The 25792-nt window shown below is 58.5% G+C and carries 18 protein-coding genes and 2 pseudogenes; 10 read left to right on the top strand and 10 right to left on the bottom strand.

From position 1 onward, the window contains the following. Position 1: 1 nt before the first annotated feature. From EI982_RS02755 to EI982_RS19100, 4 genes are all read right to left on the bottom strand, one after another. A complete protein-coding gene (locus tag EI982_RS02755; RefSeq protein ID WP_157688027.1) occupies positions 2 to 583 on the bottom strand; it encodes a DUF7342 family protein in 582 nt (193 codons plus the stop codon). 482 nt (positions 584 to 1065) lie between these two features. Further along, complete coding sequence (locus EI982_RS02750; RefSeq protein ID WP_157688026.1) at positions 1066 to 2772, bottom strand: transposase; 1707 nt, start codon at positions 2770 to 2772, stop codon at positions 1066 to 1068. Between the two features lie 233 nt (positions 2773 to 3005). Further along, positions 3006 to 5450 (bottom strand): PAS domain-containing protein, encoded by a 2445-nt coding sequence (locus EI982_RS02745; protein ID WP_157688025.1) that lies wholly within the window; start codon positions 5448 to 5450, stop codon positions 3006 to 3008. A 346-nt stretch (positions 5451 to 5796) separates the two neighbouring features. Next, positions 5797 to 6168 (bottom strand): HalOD1 output domain-containing protein, encoded by a 372-nt coding sequence (locus EI982_RS19100; protein ID WP_199243707.1) that lies wholly within the window; start codon positions 6166 to 6168, stop codon positions 5797 to 5799. A 196-nt stretch (positions 6169 to 6364) separates the two neighbouring features. Here EI982_RS19100 and EI982_RS02740 point away from each other — a divergent pair, with 196 nt between their 5' ends. The 5 genes from EI982_RS02740 to EI982_RS02720 all read left to right on the top strand — a co-directional run bounded on the left by EI982_RS02740 (position 6365) and on the right by EI982_RS02720 (position 15186). Further along, positions 6365 to 8587 (top strand): HAMP domain-containing methyl-accepting chemotaxis protein, encoded by a 2223-nt coding sequence (locus EI982_RS02740; protein ID WP_157688024.1) that lies wholly within the window; start codon positions 6365 to 6367, stop codon positions 8585 to 8587. A gap of 128 nt (positions 8588 to 8715) precedes the next feature. Next, positions 8716 to 10521, top strand: coding sequence for a hybrid sensor histidine kinase/response regulator (locus EI982_RS02735; protein ID WP_157688023.1), 1806 nt, complete (start codon positions 8716 to 8718; stop codon positions 10519 to 10521). Between the two features lie 91 nt (positions 10522 to 10612). Further along, on the top strand, positions 10613 to 12130 hold the full coding sequence (locus EI982_RS02730; RefSeq protein ID WP_157688022.1) for an ATPase domain-containing protein: 1518 nt from the start codon (positions 10613 to 10615) through the stop codon (positions 12128 to 12130). Beyond that, the gene (locus EI982_RS02725; protein ID WP_157688021.1) at positions 12127 to 14349 is read left to right on the top strand and encodes a PAS domain S-box protein; all 2223 of its coding nucleotides are present in this window, start codon (positions 12127 to 12129) and stop codon (positions 14347 to 14349) included. The genes EI982_RS02730 and EI982_RS02725 overlap by 4 nt, the downstream gene beginning before the upstream one ends. Before the next feature lie 60 nt (positions 14350 to 14409). After that, positions 14410 to 15186: a PAS domain-containing protein gene (locus EI982_RS02720; RefSeq protein WP_233255273.1), complete on the top strand. Its 777-nt coding sequence runs from the start codon at positions 14410 to 14412 to the stop codon at positions 15184 to 15186. Positions 15187 to 15453: 267 nt separating this feature from the next. On the opposite strand, the pseudogene EI982_RS02715 reads toward EI982_RS02720, so the two are convergent. Then, positions 15454 to 17128 (bottom strand): annotated as a pseudogene (locus tag EI982_RS02715) (transposase). Positions 17129 to 17340: 212 nt separating this feature from the next. Here EI982_RS02715 and EI982_RS02710 point away from each other — a divergent pair. Together EI982_RS02710 and EI982_RS02705 are read left to right on the top strand one after the other, a co-directional pair. Next, a complete protein-coding gene (locus EI982_RS02710; RefSeq protein WP_157688019.1) occupies positions 17341 to 19713 on the top strand; it encodes an amino acid permease in 2373 nt (790 codons plus the stop codon). 196 nt (positions 19714 to 19909) lie between these two features. Continuing rightward, entirely contained in the window at positions 19910 to 20071 is a 162-nt protein-coding gene (locus EI982_RS02705; RefSeq protein ID WP_157688018.1) for a hypothetical protein, read from the top strand. Positions 20072 to 20190: 119 nt separating this feature from the next. Here the strand turns inward: EI982_RS02705 and EI982_RS19005 are convergent, their stop codons facing one another. Further along, a complete protein-coding gene (locus tag EI982_RS19005) occupies positions 20191 to 20427 on the bottom strand; it encodes an HVO_0649 family zinc finger protein (RefSeq protein ID WP_332908348.1) in 237 nt (78 codons plus the stop codon). Positions 20428 to 20586: 159 nt separating this feature from the next. Here EI982_RS19005 and EI982_RS02700 point away from each other — a divergent pair, with 159 nt between their 5' ends. Continuing rightward, positions 20587 to 21354 carry an Lrp/AsnC family transcriptional regulator gene (locus tag EI982_RS02700; RefSeq protein WP_157688017.1) on the top strand — a complete coding sequence of 256 codons (768 nt, stop codon included), beginning with the start codon at positions 20587 to 20589 and terminating at the stop codon, positions 21352 to 21354. A gap of 55 nt (positions 21355 to 21409) precedes the next feature. Here EI982_RS02700 and EI982_RS02695 read toward each other — a convergent pair whose 3' ends face one another. Beyond that, complete coding sequence (locus tag EI982_RS02695) at positions 21410 to 21640, bottom strand: DUF7860 family protein (RefSeq protein ID WP_157688016.1); 231 nt, start codon at positions 21638 to 21640, stop codon at positions 21410 to 21412. Between the two features lie 82 nt (positions 21641 to 21722). On the opposite strand from EI982_RS02695, the gene EI982_RS02690 reads away from it, so the two are divergent. After that, on the top strand, positions 21723 to 21998 hold the full coding sequence (locus tag EI982_RS02690) for a DUF8151 family protein (protein WP_394352058.1): 276 nt from the start codon (positions 21723 to 21725) through the stop codon (positions 21996 to 21998). Positions 21999 to 22292: 294 nt separating this feature from the next. Here the strand turns inward: EI982_RS02690 and EI982_RS02685 are convergent, their stop codons facing one another. The 3 genes and pseudogenes from EI982_RS02685 to EI982_RS02675 all read right to left on the bottom strand — a co-directional run. Beyond that, on the bottom strand, positions 22293 to 22712 hold the full coding sequence (locus EI982_RS02685) for a PIN domain-containing protein (RefSeq protein WP_157688015.1): 420 nt from the start codon (positions 22710 to 22712) through the stop codon (positions 22293 to 22295). Further along, the gene (locus EI982_RS02680) at positions 22712 to 23014 is read right to left on the bottom strand and encodes an AbrB/MazE/SpoVT family DNA-binding domain-containing protein (RefSeq protein WP_157688014.1); all 303 of its coding nucleotides are present in this window, start codon (positions 23012 to 23014) and stop codon (positions 22712 to 22714) included. Before EI982_RS02680 ends, EI982_RS02685 begins: the two co-directional genes overlap by 1 nt. An 89-nt stretch (positions 23015 to 23103) precedes the next feature. Further along, positions 23104 to 24159: pseudogene (locus tag EI982_RS02675) on the bottom strand (transposase); the annotation flags it as partial. A gap of 197 nt (positions 24160 to 24356) precedes the next feature. Between EI982_RS02675 and EI982_RS02670 the strand changes: the two are divergent. Beyond that, complete coding sequence (locus EI982_RS02670; RefSeq protein ID WP_157688013.1) at positions 24357 to 25661, top strand: BamB-related PQQ repeat family beta-propellar protein; 1305 nt, start codon at positions 24357 to 24359, stop codon at positions 25659 to 25661. Positions 25662 to 25792 lie beyond the last annotated feature (131 nt).

The following is a 25792-nucleotide window of genomic DNA, read 5'->3' as shown; positions in this document are numbered from 1 at the left end:
GTTAGCTGTTGGCCTCGGCAGGTTCTGTCGTCGGAGCGAGGAAGTCCCATTCGCGGATGGCGAAGCCAACGATCTGGATACGTCGCTGAAGGTGCTCCCACTCACGGGCAATCTCACGGCGACGGTCTTCCTCGTCAGCGTCAAGGGCCTCGTCAGCGAGCGTCCCGCGAAGCTGGTTCGGTGACTCAACGCCGAATTCGTCCTCCCAGTCGCGGATCTGCGTCTTCATATCGGCGAGACGGTCCGTGAGCTCCTCGACAGTGTGCCCGCTGTCCCGAAGACGCATCGCCTCCTGTATCGCCTGACGGCGGTAATCAGGGTAGTACGTCGTGTGGGTGCCGTTCTCGTCACGGTGGAGAATACCGTCGTCGACGAGCCGTTCGAGGACGCGCTTGGTTGGTTCGTGTGACCAGCCCGCTTCGGAGGCGATCCAGTTTGCCGTCCGCGGCTCCGACAGCTGCCGGGCGGTCATCCGAACTCGGTCTTCACCCGTAGTCTGGCGTTCCATCAGGCTCTCGGAGTTCGATCCATCTTCGGTCATACAACATCGTTCGAGCTGCGTCTTAATATAGATTGAGGCCATTAGTCCTATATCGAATTTTCCTCGGTATCGTCCCGAGTTCAGCTGAGGAGACTCAGAGAAATCCCGAACCTCGGTCTTGGCGGCTCTACCCTGGGGGAATCGGCGTCGTGAGACGGTTACAGCATTCGTGCTTCACCGACGGCGCCGGGGTACTTCAAAGTGGTCGTGATTATTGGTGTAATCACGGCCATATTGCCGTTCGTACGAAATGGCGAATTCCGGCATTAGCAGTCTCAATGGTCCAGATTCGGCCTCTATAAATTTTATATCGCTATACCAAAATTGGGCTTTTGGAAGTTGAGACTACAGTGGGTTTAGCAGGGCTGTGATGCGTGAATTTGACCGATTCGGTCAGTGGGTACTGCCCCAGATGGCCCTCCAAGCGGCTATTCTTGTCATCCATCCAACTATATGGGCAAATTTTCGAGACTTCCAGCAGCGTAGCCACTCAGACGGCACGCTAACCCGAACAGAGTTCCTCACTACCCGATTCCAGTTTCCTTCTTCAGCAGCGTCAGCGTATTATCTGCCGTCACGATTGGCGTATGTTCGTATTCCCCGGTCAATTCAACCTGGACGAGCAGATCAACTACCCGCCAGATCGAGTACAGCAGACACGCGAACGCGAAGTAGAAGAAGCGGAGTCCGAAGTCCTTCGATGTCGTCGCCGCCATGAACCGCTTGATCGACTTGTACCCACTCTCGATTTCCCACCTGTAGCCATACTCGGTGAGGTGACCGCTCCCGCAATTCGTCATGAACACCGAGTACTGCCGGTGGTCGTCATGCTCGGAGTCTTCTTTCCGACGGTAGATCAGCGTCGTCTCGTGCCACTCGTTCTTGCCGAGGTGGAGTTTCCGGTCGGTCTCGTAGCGGTCTTGATCACGTCGAAGCAATCGCTTGGCCTGGGCTTTCTCGCTGGTCTGCATCCGCTTGGGAACGACGTAGGAGAGCCCGCGCTGGCTGATCATCTCCAAGACGTGCTGGCTATCGAACTCCCTGTCCATCAGCACGTTATCGACGTGGACCAACTCTTCAGCCGAATCGAGCAAGTCCTCGACGATTTCCAGTCGTGTCTCCCCCTTTCGGACGGGGCGGGCATCGAGGACCAGCGGGACGGCGTTGCCGACTAACTGGACGGACGCCCACTGGTAAGCATACTCGTCGGTCTTCTCCTTTGTCCCGATGATCTCGTCCTCGTGGCCCGTGCGGTTACCTGTGAACGGGTCAGCTTCGGTAATGTCGATCGCGACGATTCCGGCTCGAAAGAACTGCTCTGTCTCGGCAACTTCGTTCAGGAGCCGAGTGATAGCCTGCTGGTACATCGCTCGCACCTGTTCAACCGAGAGGTCCCGAATCTGCTCACGGTGGGCGTGGCCCAGCGGTGTTCGATCCCGGGTCGACTCGTAGACGAAACTGCGGGCCCCTTCGTTCGCAGCCAACCGCTCGCGAAGTCCGAGATACGTCTGTAAGTCCCAGTACGCGTTCTCGTGGATCTCACAGCCCTTGCCACGGTCCAGCGAGAACGCCGGAAAGACGACGCGGCTGACGTGGTCAGTGATCTTCGCTGCTTCTTCCAAAACAGTCTGGTCGTCCGGATCGGTCGAACTAGGCTCGTCATTATGGTACTGGAGCTTCGGTTCCGGGTCACGAGGAACCGCAACACCGGCGTTCTGTGCATTGATGAGGAGCGTTCTAGCAGTTCTCTCGACTGTCTCACGGAGGTCGGCACTGAAGCGCTTGTTCCAACTGCGCCAGAGTGTCGACTGATCGGGAATGGCATCGAACCCGAGCGAGCAACGAGTTTCTGAGTGTTGCCGGAGATACTCGACGAGCGCGGTTTCGTGGCCCCAGCCGTACACTTCTTTCAGCAGGAACGCTCTGAAGAGCTGTGGCATCTCGTATCGAGTCGGACCGCAGTACTGGTCGTGAGAATTGAACTCCACATAGGACAGTGGATACTGACAGACGAACCCCTCAACCGAGTCGTGGGCGTCGTGCTCAAACCAGATCCCCGAGACGGTCCGAATATCCTCTGTGAGCGCTGTCAGTGAACTTTGGTCGTATAGTGGGGTTGAGTCGTATGCTGGCCAGTTGACGTGTGAGCGTTGAGCGATTCGTCGAAAGACATCACGACGGGAAGTGTCACTCGGGGTCACTAGAACACCCTGCCTCTGACTCGTGTCCATCGAAAGATGTGCGGCACTGTCCGCAACGGGCTAATCCAAACTTTGCCGTCATTCCTCTGCGTTCAAATCTGAATCTGCACCACTGGAAGGTCAGCCTCCGGTTGCGGTAATAATGTCGAGGCGGGGATGGTAGCAGTGACAACAGTCAGCTAGACGTGTACTTGTCGTCATCGTGAAAAGAGAGTTTCTTTGGTTTTTCAGGGTATCACGCATGTCGGCCGGGACGCTATTCACTACTGCTGTATTCGGTCGAAGAGTTGCTCGAAAAGTGTTTGCTGTGCGTTTCGCAGATGGTAGGAGAAGGTTGATTGGGTCAGTGAGAGCGCGTTGGCAATCTCGGTTGCCGTACTTCGTCGCGGTGATTGAAAATACCCACCGTACAGTGCAGCTCGCAGGACCTGTTGTTGACGGTCCGTGAGTTCGGTTTCGAAGATTTCTCCCAGCATCCGACCGACTGTGTGTGTATTCGACTCCACAGCGGGAGTGTATTCACGTTTCGAGACCAACGTCGTGTCTGGAAACGACTCCTGGACACGCGTCACGAGCGAACCAATATCGTTGCCAAGTGGTACTTCGCAGATGACTTCGGCCCGGCCGTCAGTTACCGTATCCGCCGTGACGACTGCCCCCTCTGTAACGAGTGTCTGTGCCAAGGATTGCCGGCACAGTCCGATTTCGACCTCTCCACCTGGCGGGTCCTCAGTGTGACGGATCTGTCGCACCTGGGCGGCCCAATCTCCGTTCTCCGCGATATCCTCCAGAGCATCCAACGAAGCATCCTGAACGGACACATAGTGGACGAGCATCTCGTCCGAGGCCGGAATCGTGTCCCTGATCTCGATCGTACAACCCAGCTGTTCGGAAGCGGAGACGAAAAACGACGCCGAGTCAGTGCTCTCGAACGTGAGCTCGGCCACGTTGTCGGCATGGAGAATGCGCTCTGTCGCAAGTGAGTGAAGAACTTGCCCAATCCGCTCGCCGAGCGTCGTCAGGAGTGTCTGCTCGCGGCTCCCGAACGCCTCTCCACGGTCCGTATACAAGACGAGCAGCCCGTAGACGCGGCTTCTGTGCGCGAGCGGAACGATAGCGCCACCCTGGAACCCTTGTTCCAGTGTGTATGCTCGCCATCGCTCGAACTGCGAGTCCGACTGATTCCTCCGAACTGCCTGTATCTCGGCCGTTTCAACAGCGACCGCTGCCGGAGCGACCTCAGTCCGCGATTGTATCGGACGAGTTACGGACTCGTTGGCCGCGACAGCCCCCGACCCCTCCTCGAGATCCGATTCGGTCAGTTCCGTTTCCGGGGTGTACTCGTAAATCCGTGCGTACTGGTATTCGCGCGTGTCCGTCAGTAACTCACAGATGGGTCGTTCGATCTCCTCGTCAGCAGTTGCGCTATTGAGTAGTTCGCTAACCGGCTGGAACGTCTCGGTGAGTTGTTCGAGCCGTTTGTGGACGGTCACGTCTTCCAGTGCAACGATGATTTGCTCGATCGATCCGTCTTCACCCTTGACTGGAGCAACGTTGCTCGATAGCCACCGTTCGGAGCCGTCCGGGAGTGTGATCCCGTGGGTGCACCCCTGGATAGTCTCGCCGGTTCTGCGGACGTGCATGACGGGATGGTTTTCGCGTGGAATCGGATTACCCGCTTCGTCCCAGATATCCCAGTCCGGGTGATCGTACGCCACGCCGTCCATCCTGCTTTCGGACAGGCCAAGCAACGCTTCTGCACGGGGGTTTGCGCGGGTAATCTCTCCCTCGGGGGTCAGGAGGACGATGCCGATGGGCACCGTTTCCAAGACGCGATCCAGTTTTCGTTCGGCAACCTTCGAGTCGGTGATTTCGGTGAAGACGATGATGACGCCATCGTCGCTTGGGTGGACGCTAGCTTCGACCCACTGTTCCTTCTGTGTGTTGTATCGGTCAAAGGATGTCGATGACCCCGTGTCGAGAGCCGTCCGGATTTTCTCTTCGGCAATGGTGTCAGCCGCTTCGGGAAAGACCTCCCAGACGGACTCACCACGCAGTTCCTCGTTGTCTCGTCCGAGAAGCTGCTCGGCCTGCTGATTCACGTATCTATACGCGAGGTCGTCATCAAGCACGGCAACGCCGTCCGACACGCGCTTCAGACTGTCTATCTCCCATCGTTCGATGGCGGATGTAATGAGTGAGATGGTCGTCTCGGCTAGTTCTCGTTCGCTTGCGAGCCACGCTCGCTGGCCCGTGCCCGGTCGCCGGTCCGTGGAGACGACTGTCATCGAGACGGCTGTTCCGATGCGTGTGTGAGCCTTCGCATTCAGGGTGTCTAGTGTCGGGCGGAAGCTGTCGGTTTCGAACACGTCGTCTCCCACCCGAATCTTGGCCTCGATCGCTTGCGAGTCCCGGAACCACTGTGGCAGTTCCGAGACGTACGTCCGAACACTGTCGTCAACATCGTCAGGCAGGCCGACGAAGAGTTCACTTGCCCGTTCGAGCGCGTTGAGCGCACTCGTCCACTCTTGGAGTGTTCCCTCGGCCCCCTCTCCGTACACGGGGTTCTCGTCCGCCCCGTCGTCTTGGTCCGGCGTGTGCGCGTCTGACTCGGAACCGTCGCGGGACGCACCGGGATCGGCTTCGACGGAGTCGGCGCGACTTGAACGGCTCCCTCCATCGTTCTCCTGCCGATCCTGTTCGTCCATCGCACGTCGAACTTTTTCACCCAGATATAAATAACGCGTTGCTGATCACCGTGTTTCGGGACGCTCACGCCGGTCCCTGCGATCCAGTGTCCGTCAGCTTTCCGTACCGAAACGCTCGATTTCGGCACGGAATCGTGCCCACGAACCCCGCATAACAAAAACAGCTGAGTCGACAACACCGACCATAGGAGCACTGGCGGTTTGGCACCGTTTCGCGATGGCTTAAAGAGGATCCCCGAAATGAAACCTGAGCTATAGTGGTAATCTCGAAAATCCCACCGTTCGGGATTCCTGCGCCTTCGGGCACAAGAGGATATCGAGCCGGTCGTCCGTTCTGATCATCCAGTTATTCCGTATTCCCCGCACGCGGAAGGCCCACTTCGATCACGCCGCCGCTCGAGAGCTGGATCGTGAGCCCCTGATAAGTGAACTCGACGAGCCGTTCGTTACGGGATGGTCCGGACGGACGGTGTCTCACGATTCGGTCGAGAGCGTCCGGGTCGACGACGTGGTGCAGTGGTCGGAGATCAGTCGCCGACTGTCCGGTTATTTTCGCAACCACCAAAATAACCGTTACACTCGGTGACACGTCGCCACCGTCGAACTCCGCAACGTATGTTTCCTCACTGGCGTCGAACGTCAGCGACCGAACGGGGGGGTCACCGTCGATTTCTTCCTGTCGGAAACGATTTCCGTCGTGCTGGGTCGAATCGGGCATAGACGTACAAACACTGACGGAGAAGATAAGTCACCCATCTAGATAACGGGAGACGCCCGGAATCATACCCCGGATGGCGTCCCTCAGGAACGGTTCGAACAGCGAAGCGAGCGAGACGGCCGCCGGTTCTCAGCTGCGATACTCATACTGTTATCTAGAATGGTCAGTTATTGGGTTTGCCACGGGAGAATAGTCCATGTTAGAACAGGTGAAACTCGATCGGTTCGACCTGCGGCCGAAACTCATCCTAGCCTTCGTGCTCGTGGCGTTGCTGGTGGGTGCGACGGGACTGATGGGATACCAAGCGGTCGGCGCCGTCGACGGCGAGGCCCACGTCATCTCCGAGGACGCCGACAAGATCGACGCGTCGATGGAGATGTTGGTCGCCGTCGAGGAACAGCAGGTGGCAGTCCAAGCAGCCCTGCTCGGTGAGGACGATGCCAGAGCCGACTTCGAGAAAGCCAATTCCCACTTCGAAGAGTGGGCAGGGCGGATGGAGGGTACCGACCTGAGCGAGGAAGAACAGCAAGCCTTCGCCGATTTGCGGTCCAGACACCGGGAGTACACGGCCGTCGCTCAGGAGGTGTTCGACGCGGCGGAGGCCGGTGAGACGGCGCGTGCCAGACGAGGATTGGCGGAACTGGACCCGATACTGACCGACATGCGCGAGGACGCACACACGCTCGAAGAACGCGCCGTCGAGGACAAGGAAACAGCGGTCGCGTCGGCAGACAGCACCACGTCGACGGTTCAGTGGTTGCTTCTCGGACTGACTGCTGGGTCGTTCGTCTTGGCTATCGCTCTCGGGCTGTTCGTCGCGGGACGGATCATCCCGCCGATCACCAAGTTGGAGGAAACGGCACAGGCCGTCAGTGCCGGCGACCTCGACAACGACCTCGAGGCCCACGTCGAAGACGACGAACTCGGCCGGATGATCGAGGCGTTCACCGAGATGCAGACGAACCTCCGGGGCGTATTCTCGCAGATCGGAACCGCCAGCCGTGGCTTGCGACAGGGCGACCTCGGGTGGGAGTTCGAGTCCAGCTATCCCGGTCGGTACGGCGAAACCGTCGCCGATCTCGAAGCGGGTGCCGACGAACTCGCGGAGAGTTTCGACGAGATTCGAGGTGTGAGTGACGACCTCCAGCAGGGAGTTCTGGACGGAGACGTCGATGCGAACCGCCCCGGCCAGTACGGCGAAGTGCTCACCGATCTCGCGACCGGGACGACCCAGTTATCGGAGAGCTTCGCACAGATATCGACCGTGAGTCGGGGTCTAAAGGACGGGGAACTCGATCAGGTCGTCGACACGGACTACCCGGGAACGTTCGGATCGACACTGAGTGACCTCGAAAACGGAATCGAGCAGCTGGATACGAGCGTCGCACGTGTCCAGTCCATCGCGGACGACGTCGCAACGTCGAGTCAGAGCGTGGCGAGCAGTTCGGAAGAGATCGAACAGGCCAGCAAGCAGGTCGCGGAGTCCGTCGAAGAGATCTCGCGCGGTGCGGACACACAGAGCGAGAACCTCGACGAGGTGGCCGGCGAGATGAACGACATGTCGGCGACCGTCGAGGAAATCGCCTCCTCGGCAGAGGAGGTGGCTACAACCGCCAGTACGGCCGTCGAGCGCGGCGAGACTGGCCGACAGTACGCCTCGGAAGCGACCGATGAGATCCAGTCGATCGAAACGCGGGCCGACGAAGCGGCCACACAGGTCGAGGCGCTCGACGAGAAGATGGACCGGATCGGCGAGGTCGTCGAGATGATCGCCGACATCGCCGAACAGACCAACATGCTGGCATTGAACGCCTCGATCGAGGCCGCGAAGGCTGGAGAAGCGGGCGAGGGGTTCGGTGTCGTGGCAGATGAAATAAAGTCCCTGGCAGGGGAGGCAGCCGAGGCGACCACCGACATCGAACAGCGCATCGAAGAGGTCCAGGCGACGACGGACGAGACCGTCGAGGGCATACAACAGATGAGCGATCGCGTCGAACGCGGCTCCGACACGATCGAAGACGCCATCGAGATGTTCGACGAAATCGCCAATACCGTCCAAGAGGCCGAAAGCGGCATCCGGGAAATCAGCGACGCCACCGACGACCAGGCGGCCTCGTCGGAAGAGGTGGTGTCGATGGTCGACCAAGTCTCCAGCGTCAGCCAGCAGACGGCGGCCGAGGCGAGCAACGTCTCCGCCGCGACCGAAGAGCAGACCGCTTCACTGTCCGAGGCCTCGGAGAACGTGCAACAACTGTCCGCGCTCGCTGAGGAACTACACGACCAAGTGTCGGATTTCGACACCGGATCAGGTGTCGGTGCAGGAGCCAAGGCGACAGCGGGATCGGCGGCCGCGGCCGACGGCGGACACCACATCTCCGAGCGCGATGCTCGAACGCCGGAGGACGATGGAGAAACGTAAGCCGATGAGGGCACGTCACGTTCCCGAGTCCACGCTCGTGGGAGGGCGGTACGCTATCGGTATGGGAACTGTCTGCGACCTTGTCGACTGTTCGGAGGAACGGATCCGGAACCGACCTCGGCAGAAGCATGAGTGAGGCGAAGGCCTTGATCGAGACTGAAGAGTTGATACAGGTTCTTCACGTGGACGATCAAGCCGATTTCGCCGATCTCACTGCGACGTTCCTCGAGCGAGCGGACGACCGGTTCACCGTCGAGACGGCGAGTAGCGCCGACGGTGGATTGGAGAGGATCGACGAGCGTCGACCCGACTGCATCGTCTCGGATTACAATATGCCCGGCATGAACGGCCTCGAGTTCTTCGAAGCTGTCCGAGAGCGGTATCCCGACCTTCCGTTCATCCTGTTTACTGGCAAGGGCAGCGAGACCATCGCCAGCGAAGCACTCTCTGCTGGCGTTACCGACTACCTCCAGAAGGGGTCCGCCACCGACCGGTACGACCTCTTGGCCAACCGGATCCGGAACGCCGTCCGGACACGACGCGAGGCACGGCGGGCCGACAGACAGCAACAACTGATGCGACTGACGGAGTTCGTCGGCGACACCGGTGGGTGGGAACTGGATCGAGGGAGTGATACTGTCCTGCTGACGGCCGGCGCCCAGCGAGCGGTCGGCCGCCCTGGCCAAGCCGAAATCCCTCTGGAGGAGGCGATAGCACTGTTCCACCCGGACGACCGCGAAGACATTCGGCACACACTCACCAGGGCGTTCGAGACGGGCGAGGAACTGCACAACACGTGGCGACTTCAGTCAGGGGACGGCGACGAGCGTCTGATAGAAATGACGATCACTCCCGTCGTAGAATCCGGTGGGAGGGTAACGAAACTCCGTGGAGCGGGTCACGATATCACCGACCGCAAGGAGCGTCGGCAGGAACTCGAAAAGTACGAGACGATCATCGAGGCGTTGACCGACGCCGTGTACGTGCTCAACGAGGAGGGGCGATTCACATTTGTCAGCGACGAACTCGTCGAGTTGGTCGGCTACGACCGGGAAACCATTCTCGGAAGCACGCCGTCACTCATCAAGGACGAGGATGCCGTCGAACGGGCAAAACACCACTTGGGTCGGTTGCTGTCGAGTGACGGCCCGCAGACGGTACAATTCGAAGTGTCGATCCAGCCATGTGACGGCGACCCGATCGTCTGTGCGGATCACATAGGTGTCCTTCCCTACGAAGGTGACGAGTTCGACGGGTCAGTCGGGACACTCCGAGATATCACAGAGCGCAAAGAGCGTGCACGGAAACTTGAACGGCAAAACGCCCGTCTCGAAGCGTTCGCAAGCATCGTCAGCCACGATCTCCGAAATCCGCTCATGACTGCCCAGGGCCGCCTCGAACTGGCACAGGCCGATTGTGACTCCCCTCACCTAGATGAAGTGGGTGACGCAGTCGATCGCTGTCAGGCGCTCATCGATGATCTATTGGCGCTTGCTCGGAGTGGGAACTCACTCGGAACGACGGAACCGGTCACCCTGTCCGAACTGGCTGAGGAGTGTTGGCGGACGACGCCGAGTGCGGACGCAACGCTCGCTGTCGAAACCGATCTGACGATATCGGCTGATCGGAGCCGACTTCAGCAGTTGTTCGAGAATCTCTTTAGGAACGCCGTCAACCACGGAGGCAGTGAGGTAACGGTGACCGTCGGAAAGATAGCTGACGGGTTCTACGTCGCGGACGATGGAGCGGGAATTCCCGACGAAAAACGCGACGATATTTTCGAGGCTGGCTACTCGACCGCTGACGATGGCACTGGATTCGGCCTCGCAATCGTCAAGGAGATCGTGGTGGCACACGGCTGGGAAATCCGCGTGACCGACAGCGAGACCGGCGGCACCCGCTTCGAGATTATCGGCATCAAAACCGCACATTGAGCGAACCCATTTTTTAGCTTCTCCGCCGAATCCCGTTATCTAGACTGTCGTCTTATCTCCCTCGGGGCCGGTTGACAAGACATGATACACGATGTCTGATCACTCTCGCGATCCGGCGACCGAGGAAATCGATCTGGTAGCGTCGGGTATCCCCGAACTGGACGAACTGCTCAACGGAGGGCTTGTTCGGGGCCGTACGTACCTCGTCCAGGGCGCATCGGGAACGGGGAAGTCGCTGCTCGGTCAGCACTTCCTGCGAGCGGGACTCGATGCCGACGAGACAGTCGTCTACATCCACGGCGAGGAGTCGAGAGACGACATTCTCGTCAACGCAGCACGGCTCGACGTCGACATTCGGGACGCCGAGTTTTTAGACATCGGGCCCGGGACGGACTTTTTCGCCGAGGACAAGTCCTACAACCTGGTCGAAGCGAGCGAAGTCGAATCCGAACAGTTCACACAGGATATCAAACACGTAATCGAGGAGGTGGATCCGGCCCGGATTCTCATCGACCCGATCACCCAACTCCAGTACGTGGAACGGGACGAATACCAGTACCGGAAGCGGTTGCAGTCGCTCATCCGGTTCCTTCGGGACCGACAGGTCACGACAGTCGCGACGCGAACGCTCGACAGGGAGCGCACTCGCGAGACCAGACACGACGATTTCGAATCGTTGAGCGACGGCGTCGTCAACCTGTCTCTCGACGAGCACGAGCGCCGGATCGCCGTGCCGAAACACCGTGGTCTCGGCCAGAGCGACGGGACCCACGGACTGGAAATCCGCGAGCATGGGATCGAAGTCTATCCACAGACCATCCCGAAACACGAGAACCGAACGTTCGACCCGGAACTGATCCCGACCGGACACGAAGCTCTCGACGGACTCCTCGGTGGCGGGATCGAACGCGGGACCGTCTCGTTTATCAGCGGGCCGACCGGCATCGGCAAATCGACCACCGGCGCACAGATACTTTCGGGCATCGTCGAAGACGGTGGGACAGCGCTCGGATACCTCTTCGAGGAGTCGATCGACCAGTTCGTCCATCGCTCGGAAACACTCGGACTCCCGATCTCGGAGATGCGGGCGCAGGGATCACTGGCGCTGACAGAGACCGAACCGCTCGTGCGTTCGGCCGAGGAGTTCGATCGGCACGTCCTCGACCAGGTCGACGAGCACGCGCCGGACGCAGTGTTCGTCGACGGGCTCTCGGGCTACAAGATCTCGCTCCAGGGCGACGACCAGCGACTTGTTCGCCGGTTACACGGCCTCACCAGGGTTCTCAAGAATCGCGGTATTGCAGTCATTATCACGGACGAGGCGGACCGCCTCACCGGCATCCCGGAAGCCACGAGCACGAACACCAGTTACATCGCGGACAACATCGTGTTTCTCACCTATGTGGAAGTCGACGGCGAACTGGACCGAGCGATCGGAGTCGTGAAAAAGCGACTCGGGGATTTCGACAGCCGGTTCCACCGGTTCGCGATCGAGTCCGGCGAGGGGCTGGTTATCGAAGGACCATTCGATACCGTTCGGGGGATCATGCAGGGTAGTTCAACGCATCGCGTTCCAAATGAGTCCCACCAGACAACGGACCAATCATGACCGCCCAGTCGAGTCGCGAAGTGAGTGAGCGACACACCATACAACTCTTGATACACGGAGATAACGACCGGGAAGCGCTCGAAGAATTTCTTGACGAACGGCACGACGTCGTCGCCGATGACACCCTCCAGCCCGTCGATTGTTATGTCGTTGGTGAACAGATGGTACCGACGTACCGCGACGCGTTGCGAGAGCACAAAAAAGAGGCCCACCCGACCTTCACGCCCGTCCTGTTGATTCAACAGGAAGGGTCGAGGGGAACGGTCCCGTTGCCGTCCGAGCAGAACGGCAACGGGCCACCGCTCGTTGACGAAGTGGTGTCAGCACCTGTCGACCGGACGACCCTGTTTCGTCGTGTGGGGAATTTGTTGGCGAGGCGTGAGCAGTCGGTGGAGTTGTCCACGCGCTACGAGGACGTGCAGATTCGATTTCAGCGGCTGTTCGATTCGACGAACGACGCAATCTTCGTTGTTGCTCCATCTGGCGACGAGATCACCGAGTGCAACCCCGCGGCGTGTGACCTCGTGGGATACTCACGTGACGAATTGCTCTCTATCTCGCCGACCCAGACAATCCACGCCGACGATCGCGAGCGGTTCCGGTCTTTCCTCCAGCAGGTACAGGAGGCGGGGCAGGGATCGACCGACGACCTCACGTGTCAGACGAAGGAAGGAGAAACGCGACAGTTGGAGGTGTCGGCTGCGACGCTTGAGGATTCCGACCAGTCACCGATAATCCTCTCTGCACGCGACGTGACAGACCGGAAAACGTACGCCCGCGAGCTCGAACTGAAATCCCAGGCGATGGACAAAGCGCCCGTCGGGATCACCATCACCGATCCCAACCGAGATGATAACCCGATGATCTACGTAAACGAGGGATTCGAAGCGCTGACTGGGTATTCTGAGTCGGAATCGCTCGGCCGCAACTGTCGGTTTCTCCAGGGTGAGGCCACTCGGGAGGAACCAGTCGCCGAAATGCGGAAGGCAGTTGAGAAGGACGAGCCGGTATCCGTGGAACTCCGGAACTACCGGAAGGACGGCAGTCAGTTCTGGAACCGCGTCAGTATCGCGCCGGTGAGAGACGACGCCGGAACCGTCGAGAATTACGTCGGGTTCCAGGAGAACGTTTCCGAGCGCAAAGAGCGCGAAATGGACTTACAGCTGTTCAAAAAAGCCGTCGAGAGCGCAGGACATGCGGTCTTCATCACTGACAGGGAGGGCACTATCGAGTACGTGAATCCGAAATTCGAAGCCCGAACCGGCTATACTCGTGAGGAAGCTGTCGGTAAAACCCCTCGCATCATCAAGTCGGGCAAACAGGACGCGGCGTTCTACGACCGGATGTGGCAGACGATCCTTTCGGGCGAGCAGTGGAATGCAAATCTCATCAATCAGCGCAAAAACGGGGAGCTGTACCACGTCGACCAGACGATCTCGCCCATCGCGAACGGCGACGGAGAGATTACGCACTTCGTCACGATCGAGTCCGACGTGACGAATCGTCGGTTGCGCAAACAGCAACTCGACGTTCTCAATCGCGTCTTGCGCCACAATCTCAGGAACGGAACGAATGTTATTCAGGGCCGGGCAGAACTACTCCGTAAATCGCTGGGCGATGACGAACATCGGGCGGACGTCCGGGCGATCGAAGAACGGGCGGACGCTCTGGCGACGCTGGGTGACAAAGCCGGAACTGTGCGCTCGCTGTTCGAAAACGAAGTGTCCGCTGAGACCGCTACCAACGTGACGGAGTTAGTTAGCGATGTCGTCACCACCGTTTCTGAAGAGTATTCGACCGCTTCATTCGATGTCGATGATTCTGACCCACTCTACGTTCGAGCGGATAGCCAGTTGAAGATGGCAGTGAAGGAACTACTGGACAACGCCGTCGTCCACAACGACCAACCCAAACCCGAGGTGACGGTCACCACCAGACCGTCCAGAGAAAAGCAGTCTGAACAGTGGATCGACATCGAAATTGTGGATAACGGACCGGGCATCCCGGACCAAGAACTGGAGACGATCAAACAGGGCGAGGAAACGCCGCTCCAGCACGGGACCGGACTCGGGCTCTGGATCGTCTACTGGACTGTCTCGCTGTACGGTGGCGAAGTCACATTCGTGGATAACTCACCGCGTGGAACAGGCGTCGTATTGAACCTTCCTCGGATGTCCGCAGACTCATCCGTTCGGGGAACGCCCGTCGAACACCACTGACCAATGGAAGACACTGCGACTTCGGACACACGGAGCGAGAATCAGGCGGATCGGTATCGGATGCTCGTCGAAGAGTCGAACGACCTCGCCACGATCATCGACACTGACGGAACGATGACATACGTGAGCCCCGCGGTCACCCGAGTGCTCGGCTACGATTCCGAGGAGTTAGTCGGGAACTCTGGCTACGAATACGTCCATCCCGACGACCGGGAGAAAAACGCCGAGGCGGTCGAAGCTGTTCTTGAGACTCCGGACGAACCCCAGACCGTCGAAGTCCGATTCAAACACGCCGACGGGTCGTGGTGCTGGATCGAAGCCACGATGCGGAACCGGCTCGAAGACGATGTCATCGACGGTATTCTACTCAACAGCCGGGAGATTACCGAGCGGAAAGAACAGGAACGCGAACTCCGCGAACTGGCTGGAGAGTACGAGGCCCTCCTCAACAATACAGAGGACGCAATCTTCTTCGTCGATGTCGACGCTTCAGACGGCGACGTTACGTTCGAATTCGACCGGATCAGCCCGGCATACGAGCGACAGACCGGCCTTACGACCGAAGAGGTCCGGGGAGAAACGCCTCGTGATGTATTCGGTGAGCAAGCGGGAGCAGAACTCGAAGCGAACTATCACCGGTGTGCCAAGGCTCGTGAGCCGATCTCGTATCAGGAAGAGCTAGAAATCGATGAGGAGGCACACATCTGGCAGACGAATCTCGCGCCAGTACTCACTGACGGCGACGTAAAACGGATCACAGAGGCTCACGGGTGGACGGTGTCTGTGACAGACGGGCCAGAGGGCGGGGCGCGGTTCGAGCTCGTGATGTCACAATAGGAGGGATGGCTAGTACTCAGACGCGCCCTGTCGTCCATGCATTGAGATTGTTAGTCTCAACTATTGTGGGCTTTAGTGAAGTTGAGACTACAGTGGGTTTAGCGGGGCTGTGATGCGTGGTTTCGGGCGAATTTTCGAGACGAAGCTGGTTCGGATCTACTCTCGATAGTCTTCTCATGTCGTACTACCAACTAGACCAGTGACTTTTCAAGATCTCCGACAGCGTTGCCACTCAGGAATCCGGATTGCCCCGGACAGCGTATCTCTCTATCCGATTCCGGTCTCCCTCTTCAGCAGCGTGAGCGTATTGTCGGCCGTCACAATGGGTGAGTGTTCGTACTCACCGGTCAACTCGACTTGGACGAGCAAATCGACCGCTCGCCAGATAGAGTACAGCAGACAGGCAAAGGCGAAGTAGAAGAATCGGAGCCCGAAATTCTTCGACGTCGTCGCCGCTATGAACCGCTTAATCGATTTGTAGCCGCTCTCGATCTCCCAGCGAAACCCGTACTCTGTGAGGAGACCACTCCCGCAATTCGACAGAACACCGAATACTGCCGGTGATCGTCGTGCTCAGAGTCTTCTTTCCGGCGGTAGATCAGCGTCGTCTCGTGCCACTCGTTCTTGCCGAGGTGGAGCTTCCGGTCGGTCTCGTACCGATCCTGGTCCCGCTGGAGCAATCGCTTCGCCTGGGCTTTCTCGCTGGTCTGCATCCGCTTCGGAACAACGTAGGAGAGCCCGCGCTGGCTGATCATCTTTAGGACGTGCTGGCTATCGAACTCCCGGTCCATCAGCACGTTATCGACGTGGACGAGCTCTTCAGCCGAATCGAGCAAGTCCTCGACGATCTCCTTCCGACTCTCGCCTTTTCGTACCGGGCGGGCATCGAGGACGAGTGGGACAGCGTTCCCGACCAGCTGGACTGTCGCCCACTGATAGGCGTACTCGTCAGTGTTCTCTTTCGTTCCGATGATCTCGTCCTCATGGCCGGTGCGGTCGCCCGTGAAGGGATCGGCCTCGGTGATGTCGATGGTGACAATACCCGCCCGGAAGAACTCCCCTGTCTCCGCGAGTTCGTTGATAAGTTACTGGACTGCCTGTCGGTACATCTCGCGAATCTGCTCGATAGGGAGATCACGAATCTGGTCGCGATGACCGTGTCCGAGTGGTGTTCGATCACGCGTCGACTCGTGGACGAAGCTCCGAGCGCCCTCGTTGGCGGCCAAGTTCTCACGGAGCCCCAAGTAGGTCTGTAAGCCCCAGTAGGCGTTCTCGGGAATCTCATAGCCCTCGCCACGATTGAGCGAGAACGCGGGAAAACAACGCGACTGACGTGCTTGGTAACCGTCCCTGCCTTATCGAGGAGGGCCTGATCGTCAAGGTCCGATTCAGTAGCGTCGTGGCCTCGATCCTGCAGGTTTCGTTCTGGTTTGCGTGGCACAGCGACATCCGCATTTTGGGCTTTGATGAGGATCGTTCGAGCCGCCGTCTCCACTGTCTCACGGAGGGCAGTGGTGAACCGCTTGTGCCAACTCCGCCAAAATGTCGACGGGTCGGGAACCGATTTCAAATCAAGGTTCTGATGTACTTTTGGCGAGGTTTCGAGGTATTCGACAAGGGCCGTTTCGTGGGTCCACCCGTGGAGTTCTTTCAGCAGGAATAGCCGAAAGAGAGTCTCCATTTCGTAGCGTGTGGAAGTTGAGTAACTGTCGTGTCCATCGAAATCAAAGTAAGCCAACGGGAGTGCGTAGACGAACTGATCAACCGAGTTGTAAGCGACGTGTTCGAACCACGATTCCGAGACAACCCGAACGTCTGATTCCAGCCCAGCGAGTGAACTCCGATCGTATAGCGGCGTCGAATTGTACACTGGCCACTCCGTGCACGACCATCGAGCGATCCGTCGAAAAACAGTTTGCCGAGACTCCTGGGTCGGTGCCACTGAAAGAGCTTGACTACTGGACTACCTCGTTATTTTTGATTCGATAATTTAGCCCCCACATAGAGGCCCCATACATAAATAGAATCAAAGGTTATTTTGTTTCTGGGGGGCGGACGAAGAGGTACGAATGTTCGCCGGAATAGAGACAAGACCACAACCCGCTACGATTGGCCGACGCGGACAACTGGTTTTACTAACCCCTTTTAACACCGATGGTTGAGCACACCCGAACGCTGGACTTCAAGATCGCCTTCGCTATCGGCTTAGGGACGATGATCGCCGCTGGTATTTTCTCCCTCTCCGGGACTGCTGTCGCGGCGATCGGCTCCAGTGCAGTCATCGCGTTCGTCATCGCAGCCATCGTCGCCGGCATCACCGCCGCCGGCTACTCCGAGTTTGCCTCGATTTACTCTGAGAACGGTGGTGGCTACCTGTTCTCCTCGCGTACGTTCGAGAACGACACACTCGTCTATGCCATCGGCGCGATGCTGTTCCTCGGATACACTGGCACGACGGCGTTCTATCTCGCGACGATGGACGAGTGGTTCTTCCGGTTCGTGCTCCCCGAACCACTTCACGTCTTACCCCACGGGACGACAGGAGTACTCGCTGCCCTCCTGCTGGGCACACTGAATGCCCGGGGGACCGAGGAAAGCGGCACCTTCCAGCTGCTCGTGACCGGTGCGAAGGTGGCGGTGCTGTTTGCGTTCATCGGCGGCGCGTTGTCGTTCCGAGGGCCGTCGACGGCGGTGGGCACGTTTGCGACGAACTTCTCGACGGACCTAGTCGGCATCGTCACCATCGCCGCGCTAGCGTTCATCACGTTCTTTGGCTTCTCCGCAATCGCCGCCAGCGCCGGCGAGATCATCGAACCGAAGCGCACCGTCCCGCGGGCGATTGCCGCCTCCATCATCACCGTCACCGTGCTGTATGCGCTGGTGATCGTCGCGATGGTCAACTCGCCGGTGCCCGCGGAGGTCATCGCCCGCGAGGGCGAAACCGCTATGGGGCGTGTCGCTGCCGGCTTCCTCGGCCCCATCGGGCGGTCGCTCATCGTCGCCGGCGCCATCTTCAGTATGGTCAGCGCTTCGAACGCGTCGATTCTCGCTGCCAGCGGAATCGGCTCGCTGATGGGCCGGCAGGGACAGGCCCCACGGCCGTTCTCGCGAATTCATCCGCAGTACAACACCCCGTTCTGGAGTGTCGCCACTGCGACCGGCACCATCGTCCTCCTGATCGTCACATTCATCATGCTATTCCCGGTTGAAGGGGGCATCCTCCCGTTTCAGGTCACCGTTCCCGCTCCCATAGTTGGCTCGCTAACGCTCACTGAGCTGGGACTGACGACGCTGACCGGGTTCGCGACGCTGAACCTCCTGTTGCCGCTCTCGGTCGTCAACCTCGCACTCATCTATTCGCGCCGGCGTTACCCGGACATCAAGCGCGGCTTCCGGGTTCCCGGGGTGCCTGTCGTGCCGGTGGTGGGCATTCTCGCGAACCTCGCGCTGATCTACAACCTTCCACTGAAGGGTGTCGTGGTCGGTGTCTTCCTCGTCGGTGTGTTGCTGGTAGCGTACTTGGCGTGGGGCGGCGCGCCGGCTGTCGACGAACTATTCGAACAGGTCGTCGAACCACAACCAGCGACTACCGAGGGAACAGGTGGTGGTAGCGATGCCGAGGAGAGCGAGGGAGACCGATATCAGGTGCTCGTCGCGGTCGCCCGACCGGACAGGGCCGCGCGTTACATCAAGCTCGCTGATACCTTGGGGAAGCTGCAACACGACGATCCCCACATCCGTGTGCTGAACGTCACACAGATCCCGGAGCAGACGCCGTCGGAGGCAGTCCGTGAGACCGCGGAGGGGCGCGTCACTCGAATCCAGGAACTACTGTCGGAACAGCAACTCGAAGCTGACTACACCGTCGAGGGGCACATCTGCCAGAACATCGCCTTCGACATCCTGCAGACTGCCCGAGAGGGTGACGTCGATCAGATTCTTATGGGATATCCCGAGGAGCACACCGACGTCGCCGAGACAATCGAATACAAAACACCCTGTGGCGTGATGTTCGTTCGCGGGTTCACCGACGAGACGGACACCTCGGTCGTCAACGTCGGCGCGGGTGGTGGCCCCCACCACAAGGCGTTGCTGCCGATGGTTGAGCAGCTCGGGCGGAATGGCGCAGAACTCCACGTCATTAGTGTCGATCCCAACGGTGGCGGCGGCCGTGCGGAGTCCGCAGACGCGACCGTTGCTGGACTCTCCGACACACCCGAAGTACAGGTCCACAACGTGCAGGCACCGACCGTGGCGGAGGGATTGGTCGAGACGGCTGCTTCGAACGGGGGCATCCTCGTTATCGGTGCGACCCGGACCCGCAGACTCAGACGCTGGGTATTCGGGAGTACGCCCGACCGTGTCATCGACCTCGCAGATGGGGCCGGTGTCCCCGTCATCGTCTATGCCGGCGCTCGCGGCGTCCAGGGGCCGATCGAGGATTACCTCTACCCTATCTACCGCTCACTGACTGGTCGCCAGCGTACAGAGGCATCCGCTGACGGATCCTCGATGGAGGCCGACTAACCACATCAACACAGGAAATGTCCCGCAAACACCCAATAGATGGTACGACGCAGCAGCGACGCGGTCAGCGATGGAAGCGGTCCGTGACAGACAGCGTACGATCCGGACGCCTGACGACTGAGCATCTTCACTGTGCCAGTCAGTGTCGTTTAGACGAGACGGAAGCACGAGACCGAATCAAACGGAGGCGGATTCGATGACGGGCGAAGATGAGTCGGCTCGGAGCCAAGAGCTCGAAGAACTCGTGCGAGCTGACCTCGAACAACGAGAGGACGTTACAGCGTTTGAACTCCGGGACGCCGAGGCCGGCGGAATCGTTGCCGAATCGAACAGGAGGGAATCGTTGAGACGTATCTAATTACGCTTGAAGCACGGCCTGACGGATCCGAAGAAACCCACTGGACCTATCTGGGAGAGTCACACGAGGAGAGCTGATCGTTGAAGAGGGACTCTCGCTCAACAGATACTGACGGGATTTCACCGTTGTTCTTGTACGTGCTCCTGTGCAGTTTCGCGGTCCGAAAGCCCTAATGCGTGTTCCCGTTTCGCACCACATCTAGGGCAGGTGTGAGTGTACACGATGTCGGCACCGTCGGCCTCAGCATCCCACGTGCCGTCTTCGTCTTCGAATCCACACTCTCGACAGACTAACTCCTCGTGGTCGTAATGCTCTTTGAGCCGTTCGAACGGGGAGCGGCTACCATTCGCTGTCATACTACTCAATATTCTTTCGAAGAACAAAAAAGTGACCCACTATATTATCGAATCAGTATTCAAGAGTGCTTAGAAGCGTGTGTTCAAAATCAGTTCGCAAATCATCAATATCGAGTGGAGGGCACAACGTCTTTGCCCGGATAGCCAGAAACTAGAGGCATGACCTACCGCCCCGACGAGATTGATCGGCGGATCCTCTACTACCTCGGAATGAACGCGAGAGACACGTCCGCTCCGATGATCGCCGAAGAGGTGGATGTCACCCCGGCGACGGTGCGCAACCGCATCAATCGATTGGAAGAACACGGAATCATTCGGGGCTATCATGCCGACATCGATTACGAGAACTCCAACGGCAAGGTCACGACACAGTTCACCTGTACGGCTCCCGTCAGCAAGCGCTCAGCGCTCGCTAACGAGGCGCTGTCGACCCCGGGGGTAATTCACGTCCGGGAACTCCTCGCCGGGCAGGAAAACCTCGTAATCACCGCTGTCGGTGAGGACACAACCGACATCAACCGCATCGCCCAGCAGCTCTCGGCAGCAGGTGTGACGATCGAACGCGAGGACATCGTCCTCGATGAAACGTTCCAACCGTACCACGAGTTCGCTCCCGAAGAGGATCGGGCTCCCTCGGCAGTGACCGACTTCCAGACCGTCGTGGGTGGTGGTGAAGTCGTGGAGTTTACCGTTTCGGAGACTGCAGACATCGCCGGGCTGACACTCAAAGCTGCCAATCAGGAGGGTCTGCTACCGGATGAGATTCTTGTCGTGGGGATCGAGCGGGACGGCACCCACATTACACCGAATGGTGATACCCAAATCAAGCCGGGTGATCTTGTATCGGTGTTCTCGCCGGAAACGCTCCCGGAGCAACTCGTCAACGCCTTCGACAGTGAGCCCCGACCCGCGAACGAGCAGATGTAGCTCGCTATCAGAAGGAATATTGAACGGGAGACGGCTGGTGATCGCGTCGGGCTGTCTACTCGGTCAGGGGGAGCACGATACCGAACACAAACGGCGAGAGAAGCGCGACAAGAACGCCGATCGCCGCCATCGTCATCAACAGGCTGTGTTCCCAGGCCGGAACGGACATCCCGGCTTTTTCAATCCCGAACTCACCGAGTTCATCTACCACGAACATCCCGACGCCGACTAAGAAAATCAGCTTCGTGAGCCGTGAGTAGTCGAGATTACCGTATCGTCCATGCATATCCGTGAGTCATTTCCTCAGCGGCATGTAGATTTTTGTTTGGAAAAAGTGAAGCCCACTGATTCCGGATTCAAAATCAATTATGAGCTCAGTACTCGAGGTCCTCCCGGAACTACTCGAACTCGTCGTGTTCGGACTCGGCTCAGCAGGCCTGTCCGTGGCGGGACTGTACATCGAACAGTTCGCACTCACGTCAGCACAGACTGGCAGGACCGTAATCGCGGTTTGGGCCGCTGTGATTGGGTGTGTCGTTATCGCCTTCGCATATCTTATGGCGACGGACAAAGCCGCGAACAGCTTCAAGAATGTCAAGATGGAATTCGCCGAGGGAACTGAATACGGAGTCCATATGCATTGAGAGAGCCAGTCTCAACTACTGCTACAGCTTGAAGATACAACGTCAGAGATAATCGCTTGGTTCCTCACGGTTCTTAATGGCTGAGCGACTTTACTTGGGACGTTTGGTCTTAACTTCCGATCCGATCTTCAGGCGTGGACGGGAGGACCCAATCGTCGTCGGGTTCGCCGTCCGTCGCCGGGCCGAGTGATATCGTCTCCGCGAAGTCGTCAGTCACTTAGTGCCACTCCGCGCCCCGAGCGATTTGGAGTGCCTCTCGGGTCGGGGAGCCTCAGGATCGACGTCTTCAGTCATCTATGCAGAGCCGTCACGGAACCGCTCTAATGGGACATCCGAGACTTCGTCATAGTCGTCGTCACCGCCGACCAGAAGCGTCGCCCCAACCTCTTCAGCGGTCGCCAGCGCAAAGGAGTCGCCGAGCGCCGGGTTGTACCTAAGGATGTACTCTGAGGCCTCCTGCCAGGAGTCAGCGACCTCCACGGTCTCGATTCCGATATCGGTGAGCCAGTCGAGATACTCGTCAGCGGTGGTCCGGTCGTACTTCCGGGCGATGGTATAGCGGATTTCGGCGAGGTTCACGCAGTTGGCATAGCCGGCGGTGTCCTCGACGGCGACTGCGTCGAGATATTCCTCAACCACGTCGCTCCCGGGTTCATCATCAGCGTGTGCGATCAGCGGCTCAGCGTCGAAGACGACGCTGTCAGGGACCACCATCACTCCTCCGAAGGGAACTGCGCGTCACGTCCCTCCCGATCCTGTTCGCGCTTCTCATGGAGGATCTCGGTCGCGGGCCTGTCGGTGGACGCTTCGCTGCGGGCGGCAAAGCCGCGCATCTCACCCGGCGAGCGGACGTGTTCGACGATCACCTCGCCGCCCTCGGTCTCCCGGAACAGCACCTTTCCGGGAGCCTCAATCCCGAGCTTCTCGCGGAACCGCTTCGGAATAGTCGCCTGACCATGCTTGGTGACAGCAACGACTTCCTTCTCAGAGGTATTCGAGTGTTCTGACTTACTCATTATTCATATTGTCTCTGTTATTCATAAATAACTCTTTCCCCGCCTCACTAATCCGTGGACGTACCGAGAGACGAGCCATATGCATTGAGAAGATCGATCTCAACTTCTGTCCCAACCAGTTGGACGGTCGCCCACTGGTAGGCGTATTCATCGGTTTTCTCCTTTGTCCCAATAATCTCGTCTTCGTGGCCGGCTCGATCGCCCGTGAAGGGGCTAGATTCAGTGATGTCGATCGCGACAATGCCGGCTCGGAAGAACTGTTCTGTCTCTGCTACCCGGTCCAGCAGTCGACTCACCGCCTGTCGATACATCTCGCGTATCTGCTTGACCGAGAGATCACGGAGGTGATCACGGTGTGCGTGGCCAAGTGGTGTCCGCTCCCTATTGGACTCATGAATGAAACTCCGAGCGCCTTCGTTGACAGCCAAGTTCTCTCGAAGCCCGAGATAGGTCTGGAGGTCCCAGTAGGCGTTCTCGTGGATCTCACAGCCCTCGCCTCGGTCCAGTGAGAACGCAGGGAACGCAGCGTCGCTGACGCGATCAGTGAGGGTCTCGGCCTGCTCTAATACGGTCTGATCATCGGGGTCCGATTCGTTATTTTCGTCATGGTGTCTGCGGCTCTGTCGGTCTGGTTCGCGCGGGACTGTTACACCTGCGTTCTGTGCTTTGATGAGGATCGTTCGCGCTGCGGTCTCGACTGTAGCTTGGAGTTCAGCAGTGAAGCGATGGTGCCAACTGCGCCATAGGGTTGACTGATCGGGGACCGACTCCAAGCCAAGTTGATCACAGAGATTGGGATGTTTGGTGAGGGACTCGACGAGCGCGGTTTCGTGATTCCAGCCATGGCATTCTTTCAGGAGGAACAGGCGAAACAGCGTCTCCATCTCGTAGCTCGTTGAGCCTGTGTATCGGTCGTGGGCATCGAACTGGACGTATGCCAGCGGCACTGCGTGGACGAATGGTTCGACGGCCTCGTGATCGTCATGCTGGAACCATGGTTCCGCAACGAGGCGAACGTCCGATTCCAGCGCTGGGAGGGATGAGCGATCGAACAGCGGGCTCGACTCGTAGGTGGGCCCGTCGGCGGAAGATCGCTGGGCGATCTGCCGGAAGACAGTGCGGCGAGACTCACGTGTCAGGGCCACGGGAGGAGAGTGGCCACGAGAGGGTCAAGAATTCATCTAACTGCTCGATACCGCCCACCCATGAGTCATCAGACGAATCGTGAGATAGTGACAGGAGACCCACGAAGCGCTCAGTACAGAGAGTCCACGTAGTGGCTGTCAGGAAAGGCCAACATGATTAGAAGATTTTTACAAGAGGAAAAATCTGTGTTTTCCTGATGAATACAAACGACTGTGGGCAGCCCAGAGACATTACTTCTACTCGTCGAGAAGCACTCAAAATCGGCGGTAGTGCGATTGGGGCATCAATACTGGCAACGACACCCGCAGCAGCGCAGAATACCTCATCGACTTCTCGCCAACGGTGGGCATTCGATACTGGGGACCGTGTTGTGTCGTCGCCCACGGTAGCCGATGGCACCGTTTTCTTTGGGAGTCACGATGAAAATGTCTACGCTGTCAATGCACAGAGTGGAGAGCGAAAGTGGATCTTTGAGACCCGTGGGAAGATTCGATCGTCGCCGACGGTGGCCGATGGCACCGTCTTTATTGGGAGCGGTGACAGCACCCTCTATGCAGTTGATGCTGAGAGTGGCGAACAAAAGTGGAGTTTCCCTTCATCAGTCAGTGTTCAATATCGTTCGAAGCCGGTGGTAGTCGATGACACAGTCTTCGTTTCAAGCGGCTACGACTCGATTTATGCGGTAGATGTCGAGAGTGGTGACAAAAAGTGGAGCATCGACACCATTTCTACCAATAAATATTCGGCGCCGACAGTGGCTGATGGCACCGTTTTCGTCGGGGGTGGTACCAAACTTTACGCGATTGGTACCGATACCGGATTCCTCGGAGATGCCGGCGAGAAACAGTGGGCCTTCGAATCCGACGAGATGATTTATTCGTCGCCGACGGTAGTTGATGGCACCGTCTTCGTCGGGAGTGCTGACAGCCATCTCTACGCAATTGATGCCGAGAGCGGTGAGAAACAGTGGGCCTTCGAAGCAGCGGGCGCAATCTATTCTTCCCCGACGGTTGCCGATGGAACCGTCTTTGTCGGAAGTGGCACTGATCTCGAAGAGGGTCTCGACGTCAGCCTCTATGCGGTCGACGTCGAGAGCGGCGACCAACAGTGGGCCTTTGAAACTGACAATTTTGTCGAGTCGTCGCCGACGGTGGCTGATGGAACCATCTTCGTCGGGAGTGATGATAAACATCTCTACGCAGTGGACGCCGAGAGTGGGGAGAAACAGTGGGCCTTCGAGACCGGCGATGAAGTTCACTCGTCACCCATCGTCGCCGATGGCACTGTCTTCGTTGGGAGTTGGGATGGCAATCTCTATGCAATTGATGCCGGCGTCAGCGGGTCAAGTGAGGGTTCGCGTGTGACCGGACCGCTGGAGACGGGTGATAGCCAAACATCTACGACAGGGCCGGGGTTCGGGATTCCAAGTAGCATCGCGACACTTGGGACTGCGGGCTATCTCATCAAACGCCGACTGGCTGAACAGGAATCCAAAGGATAAGTCGGATTGGGCTGTACCCGCTACTGACTATAGATCATATAGAGCGTGTCATAGAAGGGTTCTATGACACGCTCTATGGGTTTTGAGCGGCTGCTGAGTTGAGTGAGTGCTATGGCTGAGGTTTTGAAGAC

Origin of the sequence: Haloplanus salinarum (assembly GCF_009762275.1) — an archaeon.
In the GTDB taxonomy this organism is placed as follows: domain Archaea; phylum Halobacteriota; class Halobacteria; order Halobacteriales; family Haloferacaceae; genus Haloplanus; species Haloplanus salinarum.
Note: the sequence above shows the minus strand (reverse complement) of the source record. Positions and strands in the feature narration are given on the sequence as shown.

Bases quoted from the DNA above. Each gene is read 5' to 3' on its own strand.
- EI982_RS02690 (WP_394352058.1), top strand. From the start codon at position 21,723: ATGAGCTCAGTACTCGAGGTCCTCCCGGAACTACTCGAACTCGTCGTG.
- EI982_RS02720 (WP_233255273.1), top strand. From the start codon at position 14,410: ATGCTCGTCGAAGAGTCGAACGACCTCGCCACGATCATCGACACTGAC.
- EI982_RS02755 (WP_157688027.1), bottom strand. From the start codon at position 583: ATGGCCTCAATCTATATTAAGACGCAGCTCGAACGATGTTGTATGACC.
- EI982_RS02685 (WP_157688015.1), bottom strand. From the start codon at position 22,712: ATGGTGGTCCCTGACAGCGTCGTCTTCGACGCTGAGCCGCTGATCGCA.
- EI982_RS02680 (WP_157688014.1), bottom strand. From the start codon at position 23,014: ATGAGTAAGTCAGAACACTCGAATACCTCTGAGAAGGAAGTCGTTGCT.
- EI982_RS02670 (WP_157688013.1), top strand. From the start codon at position 24,357: ATGAATACAAACGACTGTGGGCAGCCCAGAGACATTACTTCTACTCGT.
- EI982_RS19100 (WP_199243707.1), bottom strand. From the start codon at position 6,168: ATGCCCGATTCGACCCAGCACGACGGAAATCGTTTCCGACAGGAAGAA.
- EI982_RS02725 (WP_157688021.1), top strand. From the start codon at position 12,127: ATGACCGCCCAGTCGAGTCGCGAAGTGAGTGAGCGACACACCATACAA.
- EI982_RS02700 (WP_157688017.1), top strand. From the start codon at position 20,587: ATGACCTACCGCCCCGACGAGATTGATCGGCGGATCCTCTACTACCTC.
- EI982_RS02740 (WP_157688024.1), top strand. From the start codon at position 6,365: ATGTTAGAACAGGTGAAACTCGATCGGTTCGACCTGCGGCCGAAACTC.
- EI982_RS02735 (WP_157688023.1), top strand. From the start codon at position 8,716: ATGAGTGAGGCGAAGGCCTTGATCGAGACTGAAGAGTTGATACAGGTT.
- EI982_RS19005 (WP_332908348.1), bottom strand. From the start codon at position 20,427: ATGACAGCGAATGGTAGCCGCTCCCCGTTCGAACGGCTCAAAGAGCAT.
- EI982_RS02710 (WP_157688019.1), top strand. From the start codon at position 17,341: ATGGTTGAGCACACCCGAACGCTGGACTTCAAGATCGCCTTCGCTATC.
- EI982_RS02750 (WP_157688026.1), bottom strand. From the start codon at position 2,772: ATGGACACGAGTCAGAGGCAGGGTGTTCTAGTGACCCCGAGTGACACT.
- EI982_RS02705 (WP_157688018.1), top strand. From the start codon at position 19,910: ATGACGGGCGAAGATGAGTCGGCTCGGAGCCAAGAGCTCGAAGAACTC.
- EI982_RS02745 (WP_157688025.1), bottom strand. From the start codon at position 5,450: ATGGACGAACAGGATCGGCAGGAGAACGATGGAGGGAGCCGTTCAAGT.
- EI982_RS02695 (WP_157688016.1), bottom strand. From the start codon at position 21,640: ATGCATGGACGATACGGTAATCTCGACTACTCACGGCTCACGAAGCTG.
- EI982_RS02730 (WP_157688022.1), top strand. From the start codon at position 10,613: ATGTCTGATCACTCTCGCGATCCGGCGACCGAGGAAATCGATCTGGTA.